Here is a 15,852-nt window from a genome sequence, read left to right as displayed (position 1 = left end):
CATGCTTCAGGACGATGCTCTGGACCCGGACGAGTCTCTTGAGCTGCTTAACATCCTGCGTAGCTTTTCTGGCGTGGGCATTGAGAGATCGAAGGTCGGCGAAGCTGTTGCCATTACTCCAACGGACCTTCCCTTCAACTCCCCAGCCCCTGACTTGGTGTGGGATGGCCGAATGTTTGTATTTACAGGCGTCATGGCCTTTGGGCCACGCAAAGATTGCCAGGCATTGGTCGAGGAGCGTGGCGGTTTGATTGGTGGTGGGGTGAGTAAGAAGGTGCATTACCTGGTGGTCGGCAGCGTGGGTAATGAGCAGTGGCGCCACAGTACCTACGGAACGAAGATCATGAAGGCAGTGGAGCTGCGGGAGGCGGGGGCTTCGATTGCCATTGTGGGTGAGGATCACTGGCAAAAGATGCTGTTTGGTTGAGCCGGTCTAGGGAAGGCTGCCTGTTGTCTTGGGGGAAAGATTGTCGGTGGGGTTGATGGCCTCATCGCGAGCAAGCTCGCTCCCACAGGTTTTTCAGGGGGGGAGGAAAAGTGAGCGCCCAGAAACAACAAAGCCCTCGCATTTCTGCGAGGGCTTCGTTTTGTATGGTGCCGGCACCAGGAGTCGAACCCGGGACCTACTGATTACAAGTCAGTTGCTCTACCAACTGAGCTATACCGGCGTGTGGGCGACGATTATAGCGATTGGGTGCGTTCTGTAAACCCCTGAATTCTGACTATTTTTGCGCAGGTCCGGCTTAGGCGCGGTGAAGCAGGTTGCGCAGTTTGTTCAGGGCTCGCCAGGTGCGGCTGTTTTGGATGGCGTGGAGTTGGGCTTCGGCCTGTTCGGCGCGGCGCAGGGCGGCGCTGAGTTGTTGGTCGGTGTCGTCGATGGGGTGGCTGAATTTGTGGCCTTTGCAGAGTTGGAAGCCGTCGAGGTTGCACGGTGGGATGTCGAAGGCGGGTTTGAGGGCCAGGTGTTCTTCGGCGAGGTAGTAGGTGTTGATGCCGTCGAACAGGATGGATTGGTAGCCGGCGTCGGTGACTAGGTGCTCCCAGGTCTGGTCGCGGGCCCACGGGGTTTCGATGAGGATGATCCAGGGGCGCCAGCGGCTGAAGTCCATGCCGCGCAGCACGGTTTCTTCGTGGCCTTCGACGTCGATTTTCAGGAAGTGGATGGGGCGGTCCTGGGCGTATTGCTCACAGATGGAGGCCAGGGTGCGGGATTGGACGGTCTGGTTGCGCACGTCCATGCCGGCGTCGCGATGCTGTTGGGCGACGCTGGCTTCCACCGTGGACAGGCCCGTGTCGGCGATGGTGTAGAAGGTCAGGCTTTCGGCGTTTTCACCGGCCACGCATTGCAGGTTGGTGTCGTGGGGGCGTTGTTGACAGAGGGCGTCGTAGTAGGCCGGCACGGGTTCGATGTTGATGCCACGCCAGCCGCGGTCGTAAAACGCTCGGGTGACTGAATCATCTGTCGGATGGTTGGCACCAACGTCGAGGTAAAAGCCGTTTTCCACCGATTGAAGGGCGCGCCACAGGCGTATGTCTTCGAAGTTTTGTGCGTAGGAAATGAACGTCACGGCCAGTCCTTGAGTGTGTCGGCATTGTGTCAATCACGATACGTGGGGCTGTTGTATAGCACGGGCGCGGAGGACGCAATTATTGGCGCGGGGCGGTACTGAATTCGGCGGTTATGTCGTTTTGCTTGGACGCTTATGCACAACGGGCGCGATGAGGCGCAAGGCATCTTGCAATTTTGTGACGGCTTTCGCGTTTCGTCGCAAATGCCTGTTTTCATGGTTTTTTATCCATATGAACAAAAAATGACCAATGTTGATTGGGTCAGGAAATCACGGATTTCTTGGATCCGGGTTTATTTCATCAACAGAGTTATCCACAGGCTGTTTCGCCTCAGTAACGCTCTGCCAGCAACAGCAGATTGCGCGGCGTCAATGGGGTTTCGCAGAAGGTGCCGAGGCGAACGTTGTAGCCTTTTTGCGTGAGGAAAAGCGCCCGGTCCAGCACCAGCCAAAGCTCCAGCGGCCGTCGGAAAAGACCTCGCAACAACTCCAGGTTGCGCACTTCGGCCAAGCGCTGATGGCCTGCTGCTTCCAGGGCGACCCAATCAGGCGTGCCGACTATGGATAAGTCTTTCAGGGCTGCCAGATCGGTGCAGTACTGAGCGAAGGATTTTTCCAGCCATGCGCTGGGCAGTGACGGCGTGGGCAAGTAGTCGTTGCACCCTCTGATTTGCCGTTGCAGCAAGTCGAAGCCCAGGCGCCAGGCCATGGAGTGGTCCCGTTGTCTTCTGACACGTGCGCCAGCGGTGACGGTTTCGGTCAGCGGCAGGCTGAGATCGTCGAGCGACAGTTCTAGGGTTGAGCCCTTGGCGGCGTCGGACAGCGCTTGATAGCGCTCGGTGTTGATGCGGTTGTAACAGCACGGTGCGATAGCCAGTTGTGCACAGCCAGCGGCGCTGGCCAGCTGCATCAAGCGCACATGCAGGTCGCCACAGGCGTGCAGGGCTACGGGGGTGTGTTCGGGGTGGAGCGCCTGGGCGGCGTTCGCCGCTAGCACGTCTTGTTGCAGGTGCGTGGCGGGCAGGTGATGGCGCTGGCTCAGTTGTTGGCCGCTGGCGACCAGTGCGGGGTCGTATTCCAGGCAAGTCAGTTGCTGTTCACCGTGCAGCAGACGTCGACCGAGGTGACCTTTGCCGGCACACCAATCGAGCCAGTGGGTCGGCTGGCTGGTGAAGTGCAGGCGGCTGGCGAAGGCTTCGATCTGCTGCCATTTGCGCCCGGGTACGTCGACGTTCAGGCGATGGCTTGGCGCTTCGAGTGTGCTGGCAGGCAATTCTGCGAGAGCGCTCAATGTGCGAGAGATAGCGGCCAATTCCGGGAACGGCGCGGGTGCGTCTTCCATCAACCACGGCTGATGATGATCAGTTTCCGCCGCTTCCAGCGAACGCTGGCGTAGCCATCGGGCCAATTCCGGGTGGGACGTTTCCCAAGGCAACTGCAGGTGGGTGAACGGACGTGGTTTCCACAGCGCCTGGTGCGCGGTGAGAAAAACGTCCAGCGCCGTGAAGCGGGCGAGCAATGCCTCGCCCGTCAGCACGCCGCTGTCAGCGCCCTTGGCAGGCATCGACGCGCAACCAGCGCTCCAACTGCTTGAAGCCTTGCACCAACAGGAAGGACATCAGCAGGTAGAACATGCCGGCCGCGAAGAAGATCTCCACCGGCAGGTAGGTCCGGGCAATGATGGTGCGGGCCATGCCGGTGAGTTCCAGCAGGGTCACGGTGCTCGCCAGGGCGCTGGCCTTGAGCATCAGGATCACTTCGTTGCTGTAGGCCGGCAGGCCGATGCGCGCCGCGCGGGGCAGCATGATGTAGAACAATGCCTTGGGCCGTGACATGCCCAGGGCCCGTGCGGCTTCGATCTCGCCCTTTGGGATGGCCTGGATCGCGCCGCGCAGGATCTCGGCGATGTAGGCGGCGGTGTGCAGGGTCATGGTGACCGTGGCGCACCAGAACGGGTCCCGCAGGTACGGCCATAGCGCGCTGCTGCGCACGGCCTCGAACTGCGCCAGGCCGTAGTAGACCAAAAACAGCTGGACCAACAGCGGCGTGCCACGGAAAAAGAAGATGTAGGCGTAGGGCAGCGCCCGCACCTGCCACAGGCGCGAAGAGCGGGCGATGCCCAGCGGAATCGCCAGCAGCAGCCCGGCGATCACGGCGATGGCCACCAGCTCGAGGGTCAGTGTCGCGCCCTGGGCCAGCTTCGGCAGCCACTTGATGATGACGTCCCAGTTCATTGGGTGCTCCTGGCAAATCCACGGGCGGCGCGTCGTTCCAGCAGGTGCATGCCGATCATGGCGAGCACCGTCAGCCCCAGGTACATGAACGCTGCGACCATGTAGAAGGTGAACGGTTGCTTGGAGACGGTCACGCCGATTTCCGCATGGCGCATGATTTCTTCCAGGCCGATCACCGAGACCAGCGCGGTGTCCTTCATCAGGATCATGAACAGGTTGCCCAGGCCGGGCAGGGCGATGCGCCACATCTGCGGCATGATCAACCGGGTGAAGATCCGCCACTTCGACAGGCCCAGGGCGACGCCGGCTTCACGGTGGCCCTTGGGAATCGCCAGGATCGCGCCGCGAAATACTTCCGTGGCGTAGGCGCCAAAGCACAGGCCCAGGGCAATGACGCCAGCGGCGAAGGCGTCGAGGGTGAGATCGGGGTTGCCGAAGTATTCACCCAGGGCTCGCAGCAGGTTGACGGTGCCGAAATAGATCAGCAGCACCCAGAGCAATTCCGGGATACCACGAACCAGCGTCGAATAGGTGCCACCCAGCCATTGCAGGGGCTTGTATGGCGAGGTCTTGGCCAAGGCGCCGAGCAGGCCGAGCACCAGGCCCAGGCCCAGGGCTGTGAGCGCCAGTTTGACGGTCATCAGCGCGCCGGCGGCGAGCGCCGGGCCGAATCCGTAGAGATCGATCATCATGGGTAAGAATTCATATCGCGGCAGGCTTTGCTAAGGGCCGGCGCTGCCAGGGAACAGCGCCGGCCAGGCACGTCGGCATCAATAGATGCTGAACGGGAAGTACTTGTCGTTGATCTTTTTATAGGTGCCGTCGGCAATGATTTCCTTGAGGGCGGCGTTCAGCTTGTTGCGCAGTTCGTCGTTACCCTTGAGCACTGCAATGCCGATCTTGTCGCCTTCCACCACCGGGTCGCCCTTGAACTCGTAAGCACGACCCGCTTCGGTTTTCAGCCAGTCGTAGTTCACGTATTTGTCCGCCAGGATCGCGTCGACGCGGCCGGAGGTCAGGTCCAGGTAGGCGTTTTCCTGGGTGTCGTAGAGCTTGGCGGTGATATCGCTGCCCAGTTCGTCTTCCAGCCAGGTGCCGGCGAGGGTGGAGCGCTGTGCCCCGATGACCTTGCCCTTGAGGGATTCTTTATCGGTTTTGAACTCGACGTTTTTCGGCGCGATGAATTGCAGTTTGTTCGAGTAGTACGGGTCGGTGAAGTCCACGGCTTGCTTGCGTTCTTCATTGATCGACAGCGAAGAAATCAGGAAGTCGAACTTCTTGGCCAGCAGGGCGGGAATGATGCCGTCCCAGTTGGACGTGACCACTTCGCACTCGACTTTCATCTTGGCGCACAAGGCGTCGCCGATGTCTTTATCGAACCCCACGACCTGGCCGCTGGCGTCCTTGTTATTGAATGGCGGATAGGCCGCTTCGATGCCCATCTTCAGTTTATCGGCCGCCATGGCGTTGGCCGAGAACACCAGGCTGACGGCTGCGGCCAGGAGGAATTTTTTGTAGGTCTGCATCTGTACTGCTCCGTTAGCGGTTGCTGGACATGAATTGTTTGCAGCGCGCCGAAAGCGGGTTTTCGAAGACCTGCTGTGGCGATCCTTGCTCCTCGACCAGGCCTTGATGAAGGAACACGACTTCGCTGGAAACCTGACGGGCGAAGCCCATTTCATGGGTGACCAGCAGCATGGTGCGTCCTTCTTCGGCCAGGGCGCGGATCACACTAAGTACTTCCTGGACCATTTCCGGGTCAAGAGCGGAGGTGGGTTCGTCGAACAGAATCACCTTGGGCTGCATTGCCAGGGTGCGGGCGATGGCGGCGCGTTGTTGTTGACCGCCGGACAACTCGGCCGGGTAGGCGTGGCGCTTGTCGGCGATGCCGACCTTGGCCAGCAGGGCTTCGGCTACTTCGACGGCTTCGGCCTTGCTCTGGCCGAGCACCCGGCGCGGAGCTTCGATGATGTTATCGAGCACGCTCATGTGCGGCCAAAGGTTAAAGTTCTGAAACACAAAACCGATCTCGCTGCGCAGGCGGTTGATCTGTTTGCCGTCGGCGGCCACCAGTTCACCGTTTTTCGCGGCCTTGAGCTTGAGCTCTTCGCCGGCCACCAGGATCTGGCCCTGGTTGGGATTCTCCAGCAGGTTGATGCAACGCAGGAACGTGGACTTGCCGGACCCGGAGGATCCGAGGATCGAGATCACATCGCCGTCGCGGGCGGTCAGCGAGACGCCCTTGAGCACCTCCAACTGGCCGTAGCGTTTGTGCAGGTTGCGGATTTCAAGCGCGGGCGTGGCCTGGGCCATGTGCGGTCCTCATGGTGTGTGCTCCCTTGCTGTTGGCTGCCTTCCTTGGCGAGGCGGCCAAGCTAGCATGCGTCCGAATGGCAGCCAACAGCGCTTCGGCTGGTAAACCGGGGATGTGTGGCAGGTTGTCGCATCGGCACAGCAGTCTGTCGCGCCATCAACAACCGAACGGCCGTTTGAACCCTGTCTACCGGTGAAAAGCCTGGGGAGTCGCGTAAAAAAAGGCGCGATGGTGCCAGCTTTGGGCGGGGGTTGGAAGGGTTAACCGGATGAGCGTGTGAAGGGCTAGCGCTCCTGATCGGCAGGCTGTTCACGTTCTGTCATAAAATCTGCTGTCACGGAGTCTCCATCGAACCAGCTATCCCACGCTTCGCCGGCTGGTGTGATGACGCGTGTTCTTCCTATGGCAATTACGTCTACACGTTTTACATCGTTTGGCATCGCAACTGCTTTTGGTAGCCGAACGGCCTGGCTGCGATTACTCATGAAAAGGGTGGTTTGTTCCATGGGCAGTCCTCCCGGAAATTTCAGACTGAAGCACGCAGGATATGGGCAATGGGATATAGGTGTTGCGATGAATGGTTTTCTGATTCCGTTCATAGCCAATAGATCTAAACCTTGCCGCGTAATCAAAATCAAAAGAGAACTCATGAGCTGTTTCCAGTACTTGGAGTCCTCGCCATGAAGCATAACCATTACTTTTTGCTGCCCTTCCTTCTGTTCGGCGCGCTGTTGTTCCCCATCATGCTCAACGCCACGAACCTGGCCCCGGTAGACAGTGCAGGCGTGCAGGTCCAGCCACAGCAACAGAACGGCATCACCTATCTGTCCGGCGGTATCGGCGAGGACGAAGCCCGGGCCATCGGGCAGGCCCATGGCTACAACCTGCACATGACGTTCGCGATCGGCCCGGAAAACAAATACGTCCCGGATGTGGACGTGACCGTGCAGAGCGCGTCGGGACAAACATTGTTGACGCTCAGCGATGCGGGGCCGCTGGTTTATGTGCAATTGCCGCCGGGCAAGTACAACGTGGTGGCGACGCGCAACGGCGAGACGAGGCGCGACACTGCTGAGGTAGGCAGCGGGGCCGCGCGCAACCTGGTGTTCCATTGGAACGGTGACGAGTAGCCGAGCGGCTTATTCGCTGGCGGGTGCTTCCATCGACTGGCGATAACGGTCCAATGCTTCGCTGAAGTCCTTGATGAACTCCGGTGTGCTGAGCCAGCGCTGGGCGGTCTCGCGGTCCATGTCATCGACCCACATGCGATAGTCCACCAGCATGTCGGCGGCCAGGTTGGTCGCCGCCATGCTTTCGTTTTCAGCGTTTTTCAAGTCGAGCAGGCCTGGGCGTTCGACGATCATCTCGCTCAGGGATGTAAGCAGCGTATCGAGCATTTCACTGCGGCTGACGGCCTCGGCTTCGCGCAGCTTGGCGAACAGTTCCAGCACGTAGACCGGTGGCTGGGCGGTGGCGTGGGCCGGATCGCCATACATCGGGATCGATTTGCGCCCGCTCATGCGGATTTGCTTGGCTTTGTCTTTGGCGCGCTTGGCGCGTTTTTGCTGTTTGTTCAGTGAGGCCATTGGGCTTCGGTTTCCAATTCGTTAGGGGGCGGTGCCCGGCTCAGTCGATTTTCGGCACGGTAAAGCGGAATTCGCTGCCCTGGCCTGGCTGGCTTTCGGCATGCAGTTTACCGCCATGGGCCTGGACAATCCCCTTGGAAATGTACAACCCCAGCCCGGTGCCGTTCGGGTTGCCCTCCTTGGTCGTCCAGTAGCGCTCGAAAACATGAGGCAGCTGATCTGGCGCAATCCCTTCACCGGTGTCGCGGACGCTGAACACGATCTCATTACCGACCGACATCGCACTGATCCCCACGGAGCCCTGCTGCGGTGTGAACTTGATGGCGTTGCCGATCAGGTTGGACAGCACCTGGAACAGCCGCTCGGGATCGGCATTGATCCTCAGGTTCGGTTCGGCATTGAAGGAGATGTCGATGGCCTTGGCAGCGGCCAGCGGAGTCAGTAGTGAGCAGGCGTCTTCGAAGATCTGGCTGACGTCCATCGGCTGGGGATTGATGGTGTAGCGCCCGGCGTCGATGCGCGAGGTATCGAGCAGGTCCTCCAACAGGGCATTCATGCGGCTGGTAGCCTGTTGCATGGTGTCGATGGCTGAGGCGATACGCTTGGAGCTGTGGGAACCGTCGGAGCTGAAGGCCTTTTGCATCATGCCGCAGAGCATGGAAATGACCGTCATCGGGCTGCGCAGGTCATGAGACACCACGGCCACCAGTTCATCGCGGGCCTGCACGGCCAGGCGCTCCTTGCGCACCTGGCGGGCCAGGTCGTTTTCCAAGGCCGAGCGCCGCAAGTCGTTGGCGGCGAACAGATCGCCATGGCTCCATTTGGTACTGATACCGGCCATTTCGACTTTCCAGATTTCGAAAGACGTCCGGGGCCGCAGGCGCAGACCGGTCTCGCTGTTTTCCAGGTCCAGGGGTTTTTGTGGGTCGCCGCTCCATTGGAGGGTTTGCTTGACCTCGGGGCGGAACCACAGCACGCCGTTTTCCACAGGCTTGGGCAAGTGGATCGCCAGTACGCCGCTCGCCACGTCCTGATAAGCCTGGGCAGGTGCGAAGACGCTGCTCAGGTTGTGGTGAGAGAACACCGGCTTGCCGGTTTCCAGGATCCATTTGTGCAACTCGCGGATCTGCTCCGGTTCCGGACACCGGCCATGACGGTGCAGTTTGTTGTCCTCGAAAATCGCGACGCCACTGGCGCCGGTCAGCTCCATGAGGCGTTGCGGCTCGTGGGACAGGCCATCGAAGACGTTATCGCTGGACTCGGCCATCACCGCGGCGAGGACCTTGAGGTCTTCCAGCTTGGCGTCCCGTTGCCGAGTCAGCTCCAGGGCTTGCATGGCGCTGATCTGCAATGACAGCACCTGGCCGATTGTCTGGCAGGCCATGCGCATTTCATGGGGCACCAGCAGCGGCTGGCGATTGCCGCAACTGATCAGCCCCCACAAGCGTTCGCCCTCCATCAACGAGATGCTCATGGACGACAGTACGCCCATGTTTTTCATGTACTGGCGGTGGATCGGCGAGACGCTGCGCAGTGTGGCAAAACTCAGGTCCAGAGGCGCCTGGGTGTCGGGCCGCAACTCCGGAACCAGCGGCACTGGCGTGTAGTCGGCGTTGGGGATGATCCGCAGCCAGTTGATGCGATACAGCTCGCGAGCCTGTTCGGGAATATCCGACGCCGGGAAAAACAGGCCCTTGTAGAGCTCCATCGACGGTGCGCTGGCCTCGGCAATCACTTGGCCGTGGCCTTCTTCCTCGAAGCGATAGATCAGCACCCGGTCGTAACCGGTCATGGCCTGGATTTCCCGCACGCTGATTTCGTACAGGGCCTGGAGGGTTTTCGCACTTTGCAGGCGTTGCAACATGCGGCCCATGTTCGCCTCGCCGCTGACCCCTTCGGGGCGATAGTCGCTCAGGTGCTGTTCCAATTCGACGATCAGGGCGCCCTGGTGGCGATGCACCAGGGCGTCGAAGCGTTGTTGGTTCACGACAATGGCCACGGGCACGTTGTCGCTTTCCGGGGCGGCGCGACAGGCGATGAGGATCGCCTCGGCCTGTTCCAGCCCCAACAGTGCGTCGAGTGTCTGGCCCAGGAGCCTGTGGGGATCCTGCGCCATCAACTGCAACACGTTGGCGCTGACCTGACGGATCACGAAATCGGGCTCGGACAGCATCAGCAACACGCCATGAGGCTGGATGGTCCCGGGAAAGCGAATCGGTTCGTCTGCGCAATTGGCCAGCAGTTCTTCGAAGGCTTCCTGGTTTTCCGTGTTCATAACAATACCTTTTGGCTGTCCAGCCAGTGCTCAAAATGGGAGAACGTCGCCTTTGCGGCGCGTGTGACTTCGAACACCTGGGCCTCGCCAAGGTTCCTGTCGTCCAGGTATTGGAGGAAATCCTTCCAGCGTCGGCCAGTGAGTTCGCCATACACATTGAGGAAGGCCGCTCCGCTAGCGGCGTCCAGCCCCAGCTTCTCGGCCACCCTGCGCCGCAGGATCTGCCCCCCGAGCGTTGCACCTTCCAGCACATAGGACACGCCGAGTGCGGCGGCACGGGAGTCGATCAGCGGCAACGCCTGGCAGGTAGGCAGCGCCTCGATAGTGGCTGCTTCCAGGCCCAGTGCCGTGAGATCCGCTCGCAGCACCGGAAGTTTGATCCGTAGGGATTGGTCCAGCCCGGTCGGCGTCAATGCAAGTACATGAAGACGTTGTTCCAACGGTTGATAGAAACCGTAGTAGGCCGCCATCAGGCGCCGATACAGATCGAAGTCCAGCTGTTCGGAGAAAAACGGCAGGCGTTTTTCCAAGGCGATATGCAGTTCAGCGGTTTCGGTCCGCAATGCCTGGATCAGAGAAGGGTATGGAGCGGCCGATGACATGCAGGATAGAGTTCTTTGGCTGGAGCGTTGCTGAAAAAAACGCATAAATCTTACATGGGTTTTTGGGTGTGCAGTCATCGGGTGTCGGCCCTCATTTCCTCAAATCGCTGAGCCTGCTTGCTGCTCGCCGAGTTGCGCTCGTTCGCGATCCAGTTCATTACACAGCTCTTCTTCCGAGGGGAGCACCAGCTTGTATTGACTGGCGAACAATTGCTCATTGCCCTGCAATACGGAGTAACGCACCACCGATTCGTCTTTCTGAGCGCACAGAATGATGCCAACGGTGGGTTTGTCATCGGGGCCGCGCTTGAGGTCGTCGTAGAGGCGCACATACATGTCCATCTGCCCGATGTCCTGATGGCTCAGCTCGCCGAGTTCGTTGATCAAGGGGGCGAGCTGAGGGTCATCTTGGGGCAGCAGTGGCGTCATCGCAGTGTCCAACCATTGAGAGGGGCGGACTGCAAGGATGCATCAAGCGATGTTTCGATGATGCCGGACGGGGCTGATTGCTTGGGAGGAAAAATAGTGGATTGACGCAGGACGGGTATGACGCCGCCCCATGTTGGTTGACCTTGGTTCGTAGGAGCTCTCCCCGCAGGGCGTCATCCATCGTGGCCCCGGCCTGATAGTCACTCCTGGCCTTGCGTCAGCGCCTGGGACGCAGCCACATAATCGGCCTGGAATTGCTTGCTTTCCACCCAGTCCAGCGCGGTCTGCTCATCCACGCCCGTGGTCAGACGGCGGTATTCGATCAAGGCGGTAATGATGAAGTCGGTCGCTTCTTCCTCACCTTCCTGTTCCAGCACCAGCGCCAGCAGAGGGTGGGCCAGGAAGGCTTCGCACATCGCCTTCTGGCTGACCTTTTCGGCGGCACTCATGAGTTGGAACAGTTCCGTCAGGTCCACGGTTTCCAGATCGATGCGCTCGTCGTTCGGGTCCAGGAAATCGTTCGGCGCAGCAGTCCGCCGAGTGCGGTTCTGCTTGGCTTTCGCCTTGGCGCGCTGGCTGCGCTTGTGCTGTTTGTTCGCCGATGACATGGTCGGATTCCTGATGGATAAGGCCATCTATCCTACAGCCTCAACGCCGACGCTTCGAATCTCAATCCACGACGAAGAGCGTAGCCCCCGATGAGGTGGAGGATCGATGAGGCGGAGGAAGGAAATCCCGGGCAATAAAAAACCCCGATCAATTGCTTGATCGGGGTTTTCGGTATTTGGTGCCCAGAGACGGAATCGAACCGCCGACACGGGGATTTTCAATCCCCTGCTCTACCGACTGAGCTATCTGGGCAACGGGGCGCATTAAACGGGTTTTTCAGGGGGGCGTCAAGCAAGTTTTCAAAAAATATTTAACTATTACCGTCGCTTACGATCCGCCCCCGCGCCGAGCAGCTTATTCGGATGGCGGTACGTAGCCTTCGGCCTTGGCGTAATCTTCGCCGGAAAAGTACTTGTCCATCTCGCCTTGAAGGTATTTGCGATCTTCGGCGTTCATCATGTTCAGGCGTTTTTCATTGATCAGCAGGGTCTGGTGTTTTTGCCAGTCGGCCCAGGCCTTGGCCGAAACATTGTCGTAGATGTCCTGGCCCTTGGCACCCGGGAACGGCGCACGTTCCAGGCCTTCCAGTTGTTCTTTGTACTTGCGGCACATGATGGTGCGGGTCATTGCAACTCTCCTGCGTTCATTACGGCGGCCGCGCGTTCGAGCAAGGTTTTGACCGGGGCGGCAAGGCCCAGGCGCGGCGGGGTGGCGAGGTTATACCAGAGCCAGTCGGCCTCGGCCACGTGATGGCCGGTTTCCCGGACCCGGACCAGCCAGGGTTCGATCGCCAACTGGAAGTGGCTGAAGGTGTGCACCAGGCCTGGCATTTCGTGATGGCTGCCCAGTTCCAGCGAGTGTTGCAGGGCCAGGTGTTGCAGGTCGTCGAGGTCGTCGAGTTCCGGCAGGCTCCACAGCCCGCCCCATAGTCCGGTGGAAGGGCGACGGTAAAGCAGGATCGCGCCTTCGTGGTTGGCCAGCATCGGCATCAAGGTGCGCTTTTTGGGCACCTCTTTACGAGGCTTGGGAATCGGGTAGCGGGTTTCCAGGCCCAGCATGTGGGCCTCGCAGCCCTGTTTCAGTGGGCAGAGCAGGCAACTGGGTTTGCTGCGGGTACAGAGTGTCGCGCCCAGGTCCATCATCGCCTGGGTGTAGGCGTTGACCCGGTCTTGCGGCGTGAAGCGCTCGGCGGTGGCCCACAGCTGTTTCGCCACCTTGGGTTCGCCCGGGTAGCCTTCCTGGGCGGTGAAGCGCGCCAGCACCCGCTTGACGTTGCCATCGAGGATCGGCGCTCGCAGGCCCATGCTGATGCTGGCGATGGCGCCGGCGGTGGACAGGCCGATCCCCGGCAACTCGGTGAGTTTTTCCACGTCCCGGGGGAATTCGCCGCCGTACTGCTCGACGACGATTTTCGCGGTTTTCTGCAAGTTGCGCGCACGGGTGTAATAACCCAGCCCGGTCCACAGGTGCAGCACTTCGTCCTCCGGCGCGGCGGCCAGGGCTTGAACGGTGGGCAGCGAGGCCATGAACCGGTCGAAGTAGTTGAGCACGGTACTGACCTGGGTCTGCTGCAACATGATTTCCGAGACCCACACCCGATAGGGAGTGATGTCTTGCTGCCAAGGCAAATCGTGGCGCCCGTGGCGGTCGAACCAGTCCAGTACCGCGGTGGAAAACTGCTCGGCTCTCATCGCTTGAACAGCCCCTTGAGCGCGTCTTTCAGCTCGGGACTGACCTTGTCGCCCAGCTTCTCCTCGATCTTGTCGCCGAGGCGGTCGCCGGCCAGTTTCGCCGCGACCTTGCCCAGCCCGTCGTTGTCCAGGCGGCAGGCCTTCGCCCCCAGCTCCAGTGGACCACGGCAGCGCAACGGCCATTCGATGTCGACGTAGCGCTCGTTGACCTGGCAGGCCGGGTCGGGCATGTCGCTCTTGTCGCCTTCGACGATGACGCCGACGCGGTAATCCATGCCCAGCACCCGCAGGTCGATATCGCCGTTGCCGTTGACGGTCATGCCGGGGATGCGGACTTTCAGGTCCGGGTTGTGGGCAACGCCGTTGTTGAAGGTGAGGTTGCCGTTGAGTTGCTGGAACGGCGTGTCCTTGCCCCGGGGTTCGCCGCTGAGGGACTTGCGATTGAGGGTGGCGATGCCTTTGCACAATTGCTGTTCGAGGTTGGCATTGAGCAGCACGCCATCGTTGATGACGAACCCGGCGTTACCGTTGAGGCTGTCGATCAGGGCCTTCTGGCTATTACCGGTGGCGGTGATCGCACTGTTGACGGTGACCAGGCCTTTGACCGGCGGATTCTTGCCCTGGCTTTCGATGATCTTCTCGGCAGGGACCCGGTTGATACGGGTTTGCAGGCTCAACAGTGGGGTCGGTTGGCGCACATCCAGGGTGCCCTTGGTTTCGAAGTTGCCGCTGTACAGATCGCCCCGCAGGTTCTCCAGGGTCAGCAGGCCGCCCAGGCCGGTGGCCTTGAGCGCGGCGTTCTGGATCGGCAGTTTATCCAGGGTCAGTTGCCCGAAGGTCAGGTCGGCATCGAGGTCCAGCTTGCTCAGGCGTTCCACCGGAAACAGCCGATCATTGCTCCAGGCGCCCTGGGTCGGCGCGCTCGGCAGCGGTGAGTTGCCGACACCGGCCATGGCGCTGGCTTCGGTGTTGCTGACTTCGGCCTCACGGGCCGCCTTGGAGCTGTCGGCTTCGGCGGATTTTGGCGGCAGGTAGCGGTCGACATTGAACGTGTCGGCCTTGAGCTGCACGCGCAGGGCCTGCTTGGCAAAATCTTCCACGGCGATACGACCGCTGAAGGTGCTGTCGTCGAGCTTCAGGTTGATGTCGTTGAGTTCGACGCTGGTGGGCGTGCCGGCAATGCGGCTGGCCAGCTCGACCTTGCTCAGGCTGCCTTCGGCCATGGCCGGAAGCGTCTGGCCGACGCTGTCGACGAATTTAGCCAGATCGAACTGGGCGATCGACACCCCGCCATTCAATTGCGGAGTCTTGTCGAGGTCGTTGACCTTCAGTTCACCCAGGGCACGCAGTTGGTTGAGCGAAAGCTTGATGCCGGTCCATTCGGCGACGTTTGCCGCCTTGTCCAGGAACAGCTGGCCTTGGGCGGCGAAATTCAGGGTCTTGCCCTGCAGAGGGTCGCCCGTGGCTTCGCCGGACAGTTTCAGGTCTTCGAACTTGTAGCGCTGCAGGGCACGCTCGAAGCGCAGCTCACCCGTCACTTCGGTGCGTACGCGTAGGGCCGGCTGGTTGCTGGACAGGAAAGCGGTCAGGGTGACCGGGATGTTGGTGGAGTCGTGGACCGGGCCGGTGCTCAGTTGGATGCTCTCGGCGGTGTACAGCTTGCCGGTCTGCTCGTCGGTGTATTCGACCCGGGCGTTGTTCACGGTCAGGCTGTCGATGTCCAGGCGGGTCGGCTGGGCAGGTTTTTCCGTCGGGGTGTTGGCGGGCGGTGCCGGTTGCTCGGCTGGCGCCGGGGTGTTCGCCGCCGTCGCCGAGGCTGGTGCCTTGCCGATGTCTTCCCAGTTGCCGTGACCATTCTTGTCGCGGTTGAGCCGCAGGTTCAGGCCCTCGACGCGCACATCGCTCATCTGCACTTCCCGGCGCAGCAGCGGGATCACCCGGACCGAAAGACCGAGCATCTGCAGGTCGGCGAAAGGTTGGGTCGGATTGGCCAGGGTCGCGACGCTGGCATCGTGCAATTCCAGACCCAGCCATGGAAACAGGCTCCAGCCGATATCGCCATTGAGGGTCAGCTCGATGTGGGCCTTGTCGCGGGCTATCTGGCGGATCTCTTCTTTGTAGTCGTTGGGATCGAACAGGTGGGTCAGGGCAAAGCCCAGGGCCACGATGATCAGCAACAGCCCGAGAAGTACCAGACCCAGGATTTTGCCGAACGCTTTCATGGGCGAATCCTTGTAGGTTGAGTTCAAAATTTAGCCGGGAGTATAACGCTGTGGATTAGTGGTGGTGCGTTAGGTGCTCGTTATAAGTCCCGTCCGCAGATCCAGTGTGGGAGCGCGCTTGACCGCCCATGCCTGGCATCGCGAAACGGTTCGAACAGCCAGTCCGGGGCATCCCGGTAGATTTCCCGCAGGTCCTGTTGGCCCTGACAGTTGGCGTCGGTAATGAGCTAGACAACGACGAGCATGAAAATTCCTGAAAAAATAAATCGTTAGCCCCCTACAGAAAGCGAGCGAACGTGCGATAAGACAGATGGCACGAAAA

At 60.4% G+C, this 15,852-nt stretch carries 16 protein-coding genes, 2 tRNA genes and 1 pseudogene; 2 read left to right on the top strand and 17 right to left on the bottom strand.

The annotated features are described in order from the left end of the window. On the top strand, positions 1-427 hold a 427-nt coding region (locus BM317_RS22470; protein ID WP_092476302.1), incomplete at its 5' end, for a BRCT domain-containing protein. Between the two features lie 165 nt (positions 428-592). Here the strand turns inward: BM317_RS22470 and BM317_RS22465 are convergent. The 8 genes from BM317_RS22465 to vapB form a co-directional block, all read right to left on the bottom strand. After that, positions 593-668 (bottom strand) — tRNA-Thr (locus BM317_RS22465). Between the two features lie 75 nt (positions 669-743). Then, on the bottom strand, positions 744-1,568 hold the full coding sequence (locus BM317_RS22460; RefSeq protein ID WP_092476299.1) for an FkbM family methyltransferase: 825 nt from the start codon (positions 1,566-1,568) through the stop codon (positions 744-746). 331 nt (positions 1,569-1,899) lie between these two features. After that, positions 1,900-3,132 carry a methyltransferase gene (locus BM317_RS22455; RefSeq protein WP_092476296.1) on the bottom strand — a complete coding sequence of 411 codons (1,233 nt, stop codon included), beginning with the start codon at positions 3,130-3,132 and terminating at the stop codon, positions 1,900-1,902. Beyond that, on the bottom strand, positions 3,113-3,802 hold the full coding sequence (locus BM317_RS22450) for an ABC transporter permease (RefSeq protein ID WP_072409115.1): 690 nt from the start codon (positions 3,800-3,802) through the stop codon (positions 3,113-3,115). Before BM317_RS22450 ends, BM317_RS22455 begins: the two co-directional genes overlap by 20 nt. Beyond that, entirely contained in the window at positions 3,799-4,494 is a 696-nt protein-coding gene (locus BM317_RS22445; RefSeq protein ID WP_092476293.1) for an ABC transporter permease, read from the bottom strand. The genes BM317_RS22450 and BM317_RS22445 overlap by 4 nt, the downstream gene beginning before the upstream one ends. Positions 4,495-4,572: 78 nt before the next feature. Then, positions 4,573-5,328: an ABC transporter substrate-binding protein gene (locus tag BM317_RS22440; RefSeq protein WP_092476290.1), complete on the bottom strand. Its 756-nt coding sequence runs from the start codon at positions 5,326-5,328 to the stop codon at positions 4,573-4,575. Positions 5,329-5,341: 13 nt separating this feature from the next. After that, positions 5,342-6,115, bottom strand: a complete 774-nt coding sequence (locus tag BM317_RS22435; RefSeq protein ID WP_014336086.1) for an ABC transporter ATP-binding protein — start codon at positions 6,113-6,115, stop codon at positions 5,342-5,344. A 285-nt stretch (positions 6,116-6,400) separates the two neighbouring features. Further along, the gene (gene vapB, locus BM317_RS22430; protein WP_092173460.1) at positions 6,401-6,622 is read right to left on the bottom strand and encodes a type II toxin-antitoxin system VapB family antitoxin; all 222 of its coding nucleotides are present in this window, start codon (positions 6,620-6,622) and stop codon (positions 6,401-6,403) included. Positions 6,623-6,796: 174 nt separating this feature from the next. Here vapB and BM317_RS22425 point away from each other — a divergent pair, with 174 nt between their 5' ends. Further along, a complete protein-coding gene (locus BM317_RS22425) occupies positions 6,797-7,246 on the top strand; it encodes a hypothetical protein (protein ID WP_092476287.1) in 450 nt (149 codons plus the stop codon). Positions 7,247-7,255: 9 nt separating this feature from the next. On the opposite strand, the gene BM317_RS22420 is transcribed toward BM317_RS22425, so the two are convergent. From BM317_RS22420 to BM317_RS22380, 9 genes and pseudogenes are all read right to left on the bottom strand, one after another. After that, complete coding sequence (locus BM317_RS22420) at positions 7,256-7,702, bottom strand: hypothetical protein (protein ID WP_092173353.1); 447 nt, start codon at positions 7,700-7,702, stop codon at positions 7,256-7,258. Positions 7,703-7,742: 40 nt separating this feature from the next. After that, positions 7,743-9,977, bottom strand: coding sequence for an ATP-binding protein (locus BM317_RS22415; protein ID WP_092476284.1), 2,235 nt, complete (start codon positions 9,975-9,977; stop codon positions 7,743-7,745). Further along, complete coding sequence (locus tag BM317_RS22410; RefSeq protein WP_092476282.1) at positions 9,974-10,579, bottom strand: biliverdin-producing heme oxygenase; 606 nt, start codon at positions 10,577-10,579, stop codon at positions 9,974-9,976. Before BM317_RS22410 ends, BM317_RS22415 begins: the two co-directional genes overlap by 4 nt. Positions 10,580-10,678: 99 nt before the next feature. Then, positions 10,679-10,966 (bottom strand): annotated as a pseudogene (locus BM317_RS22405) (PDDEXK nuclease domain-containing protein); the annotation flags it as partial. Between the two features lie 242 nt (positions 10,967-11,208). After that, positions 11,209-11,616, bottom strand: coding sequence for a hypothetical protein (locus BM317_RS22400; protein WP_092173362.1), 408 nt, complete (start codon positions 11,614-11,616; stop codon positions 11,209-11,211). Positions 11,617-11,793: 177 nt separating this feature from the next. Next, positions 11,794-11,869: transfer RNA gene (locus tag BM317_RS22395), tRNA-Phe, on the bottom strand. Between the two features lie 102 nt (positions 11,870-11,971). Beyond that, positions 11,972-12,244, bottom strand: coding sequence for an oxidative damage protection protein (locus tag BM317_RS22390; protein WP_060739617.1), 273 nt, complete (start codon positions 12,242-12,244; stop codon positions 11,972-11,974). Continuing rightward, positions 12,241-13,308, bottom strand: a complete 1,068-nt coding sequence (gene mutY / locus BM317_RS22385; protein ID WP_092476279.1) for an A/G-specific adenine glycosylase — start codon at positions 13,306-13,308, stop codon at positions 12,241-12,243. The genes BM317_RS22390 and mutY overlap by 4 nt, the downstream gene beginning before the upstream one ends. Next, entirely contained in the window at positions 13,305-15,530 is a 2,226-nt protein-coding gene (locus tag BM317_RS22380) for an AsmA family protein (RefSeq protein ID WP_092173365.1), read from the bottom strand. The genes mutY and BM317_RS22380 overlap by 4 nt, the downstream gene beginning before the upstream one ends. Between the last annotated feature and the right edge of the window lie 322 nt (positions 15,531-15,852).

This window comes from Pseudomonas sp. NFACC24-1 (genome assembly GCF_900115235.1).
Classification (GTDB): domain Bacteria; phylum Pseudomonadota; class Gammaproteobacteria; order Pseudomonadales; family Pseudomonadaceae; genus Aquipseudomonas; species Aquipseudomonas fluorescens_AA.
This window is presented reverse-complemented; position numbering and strand designations above follow the sequence as displayed.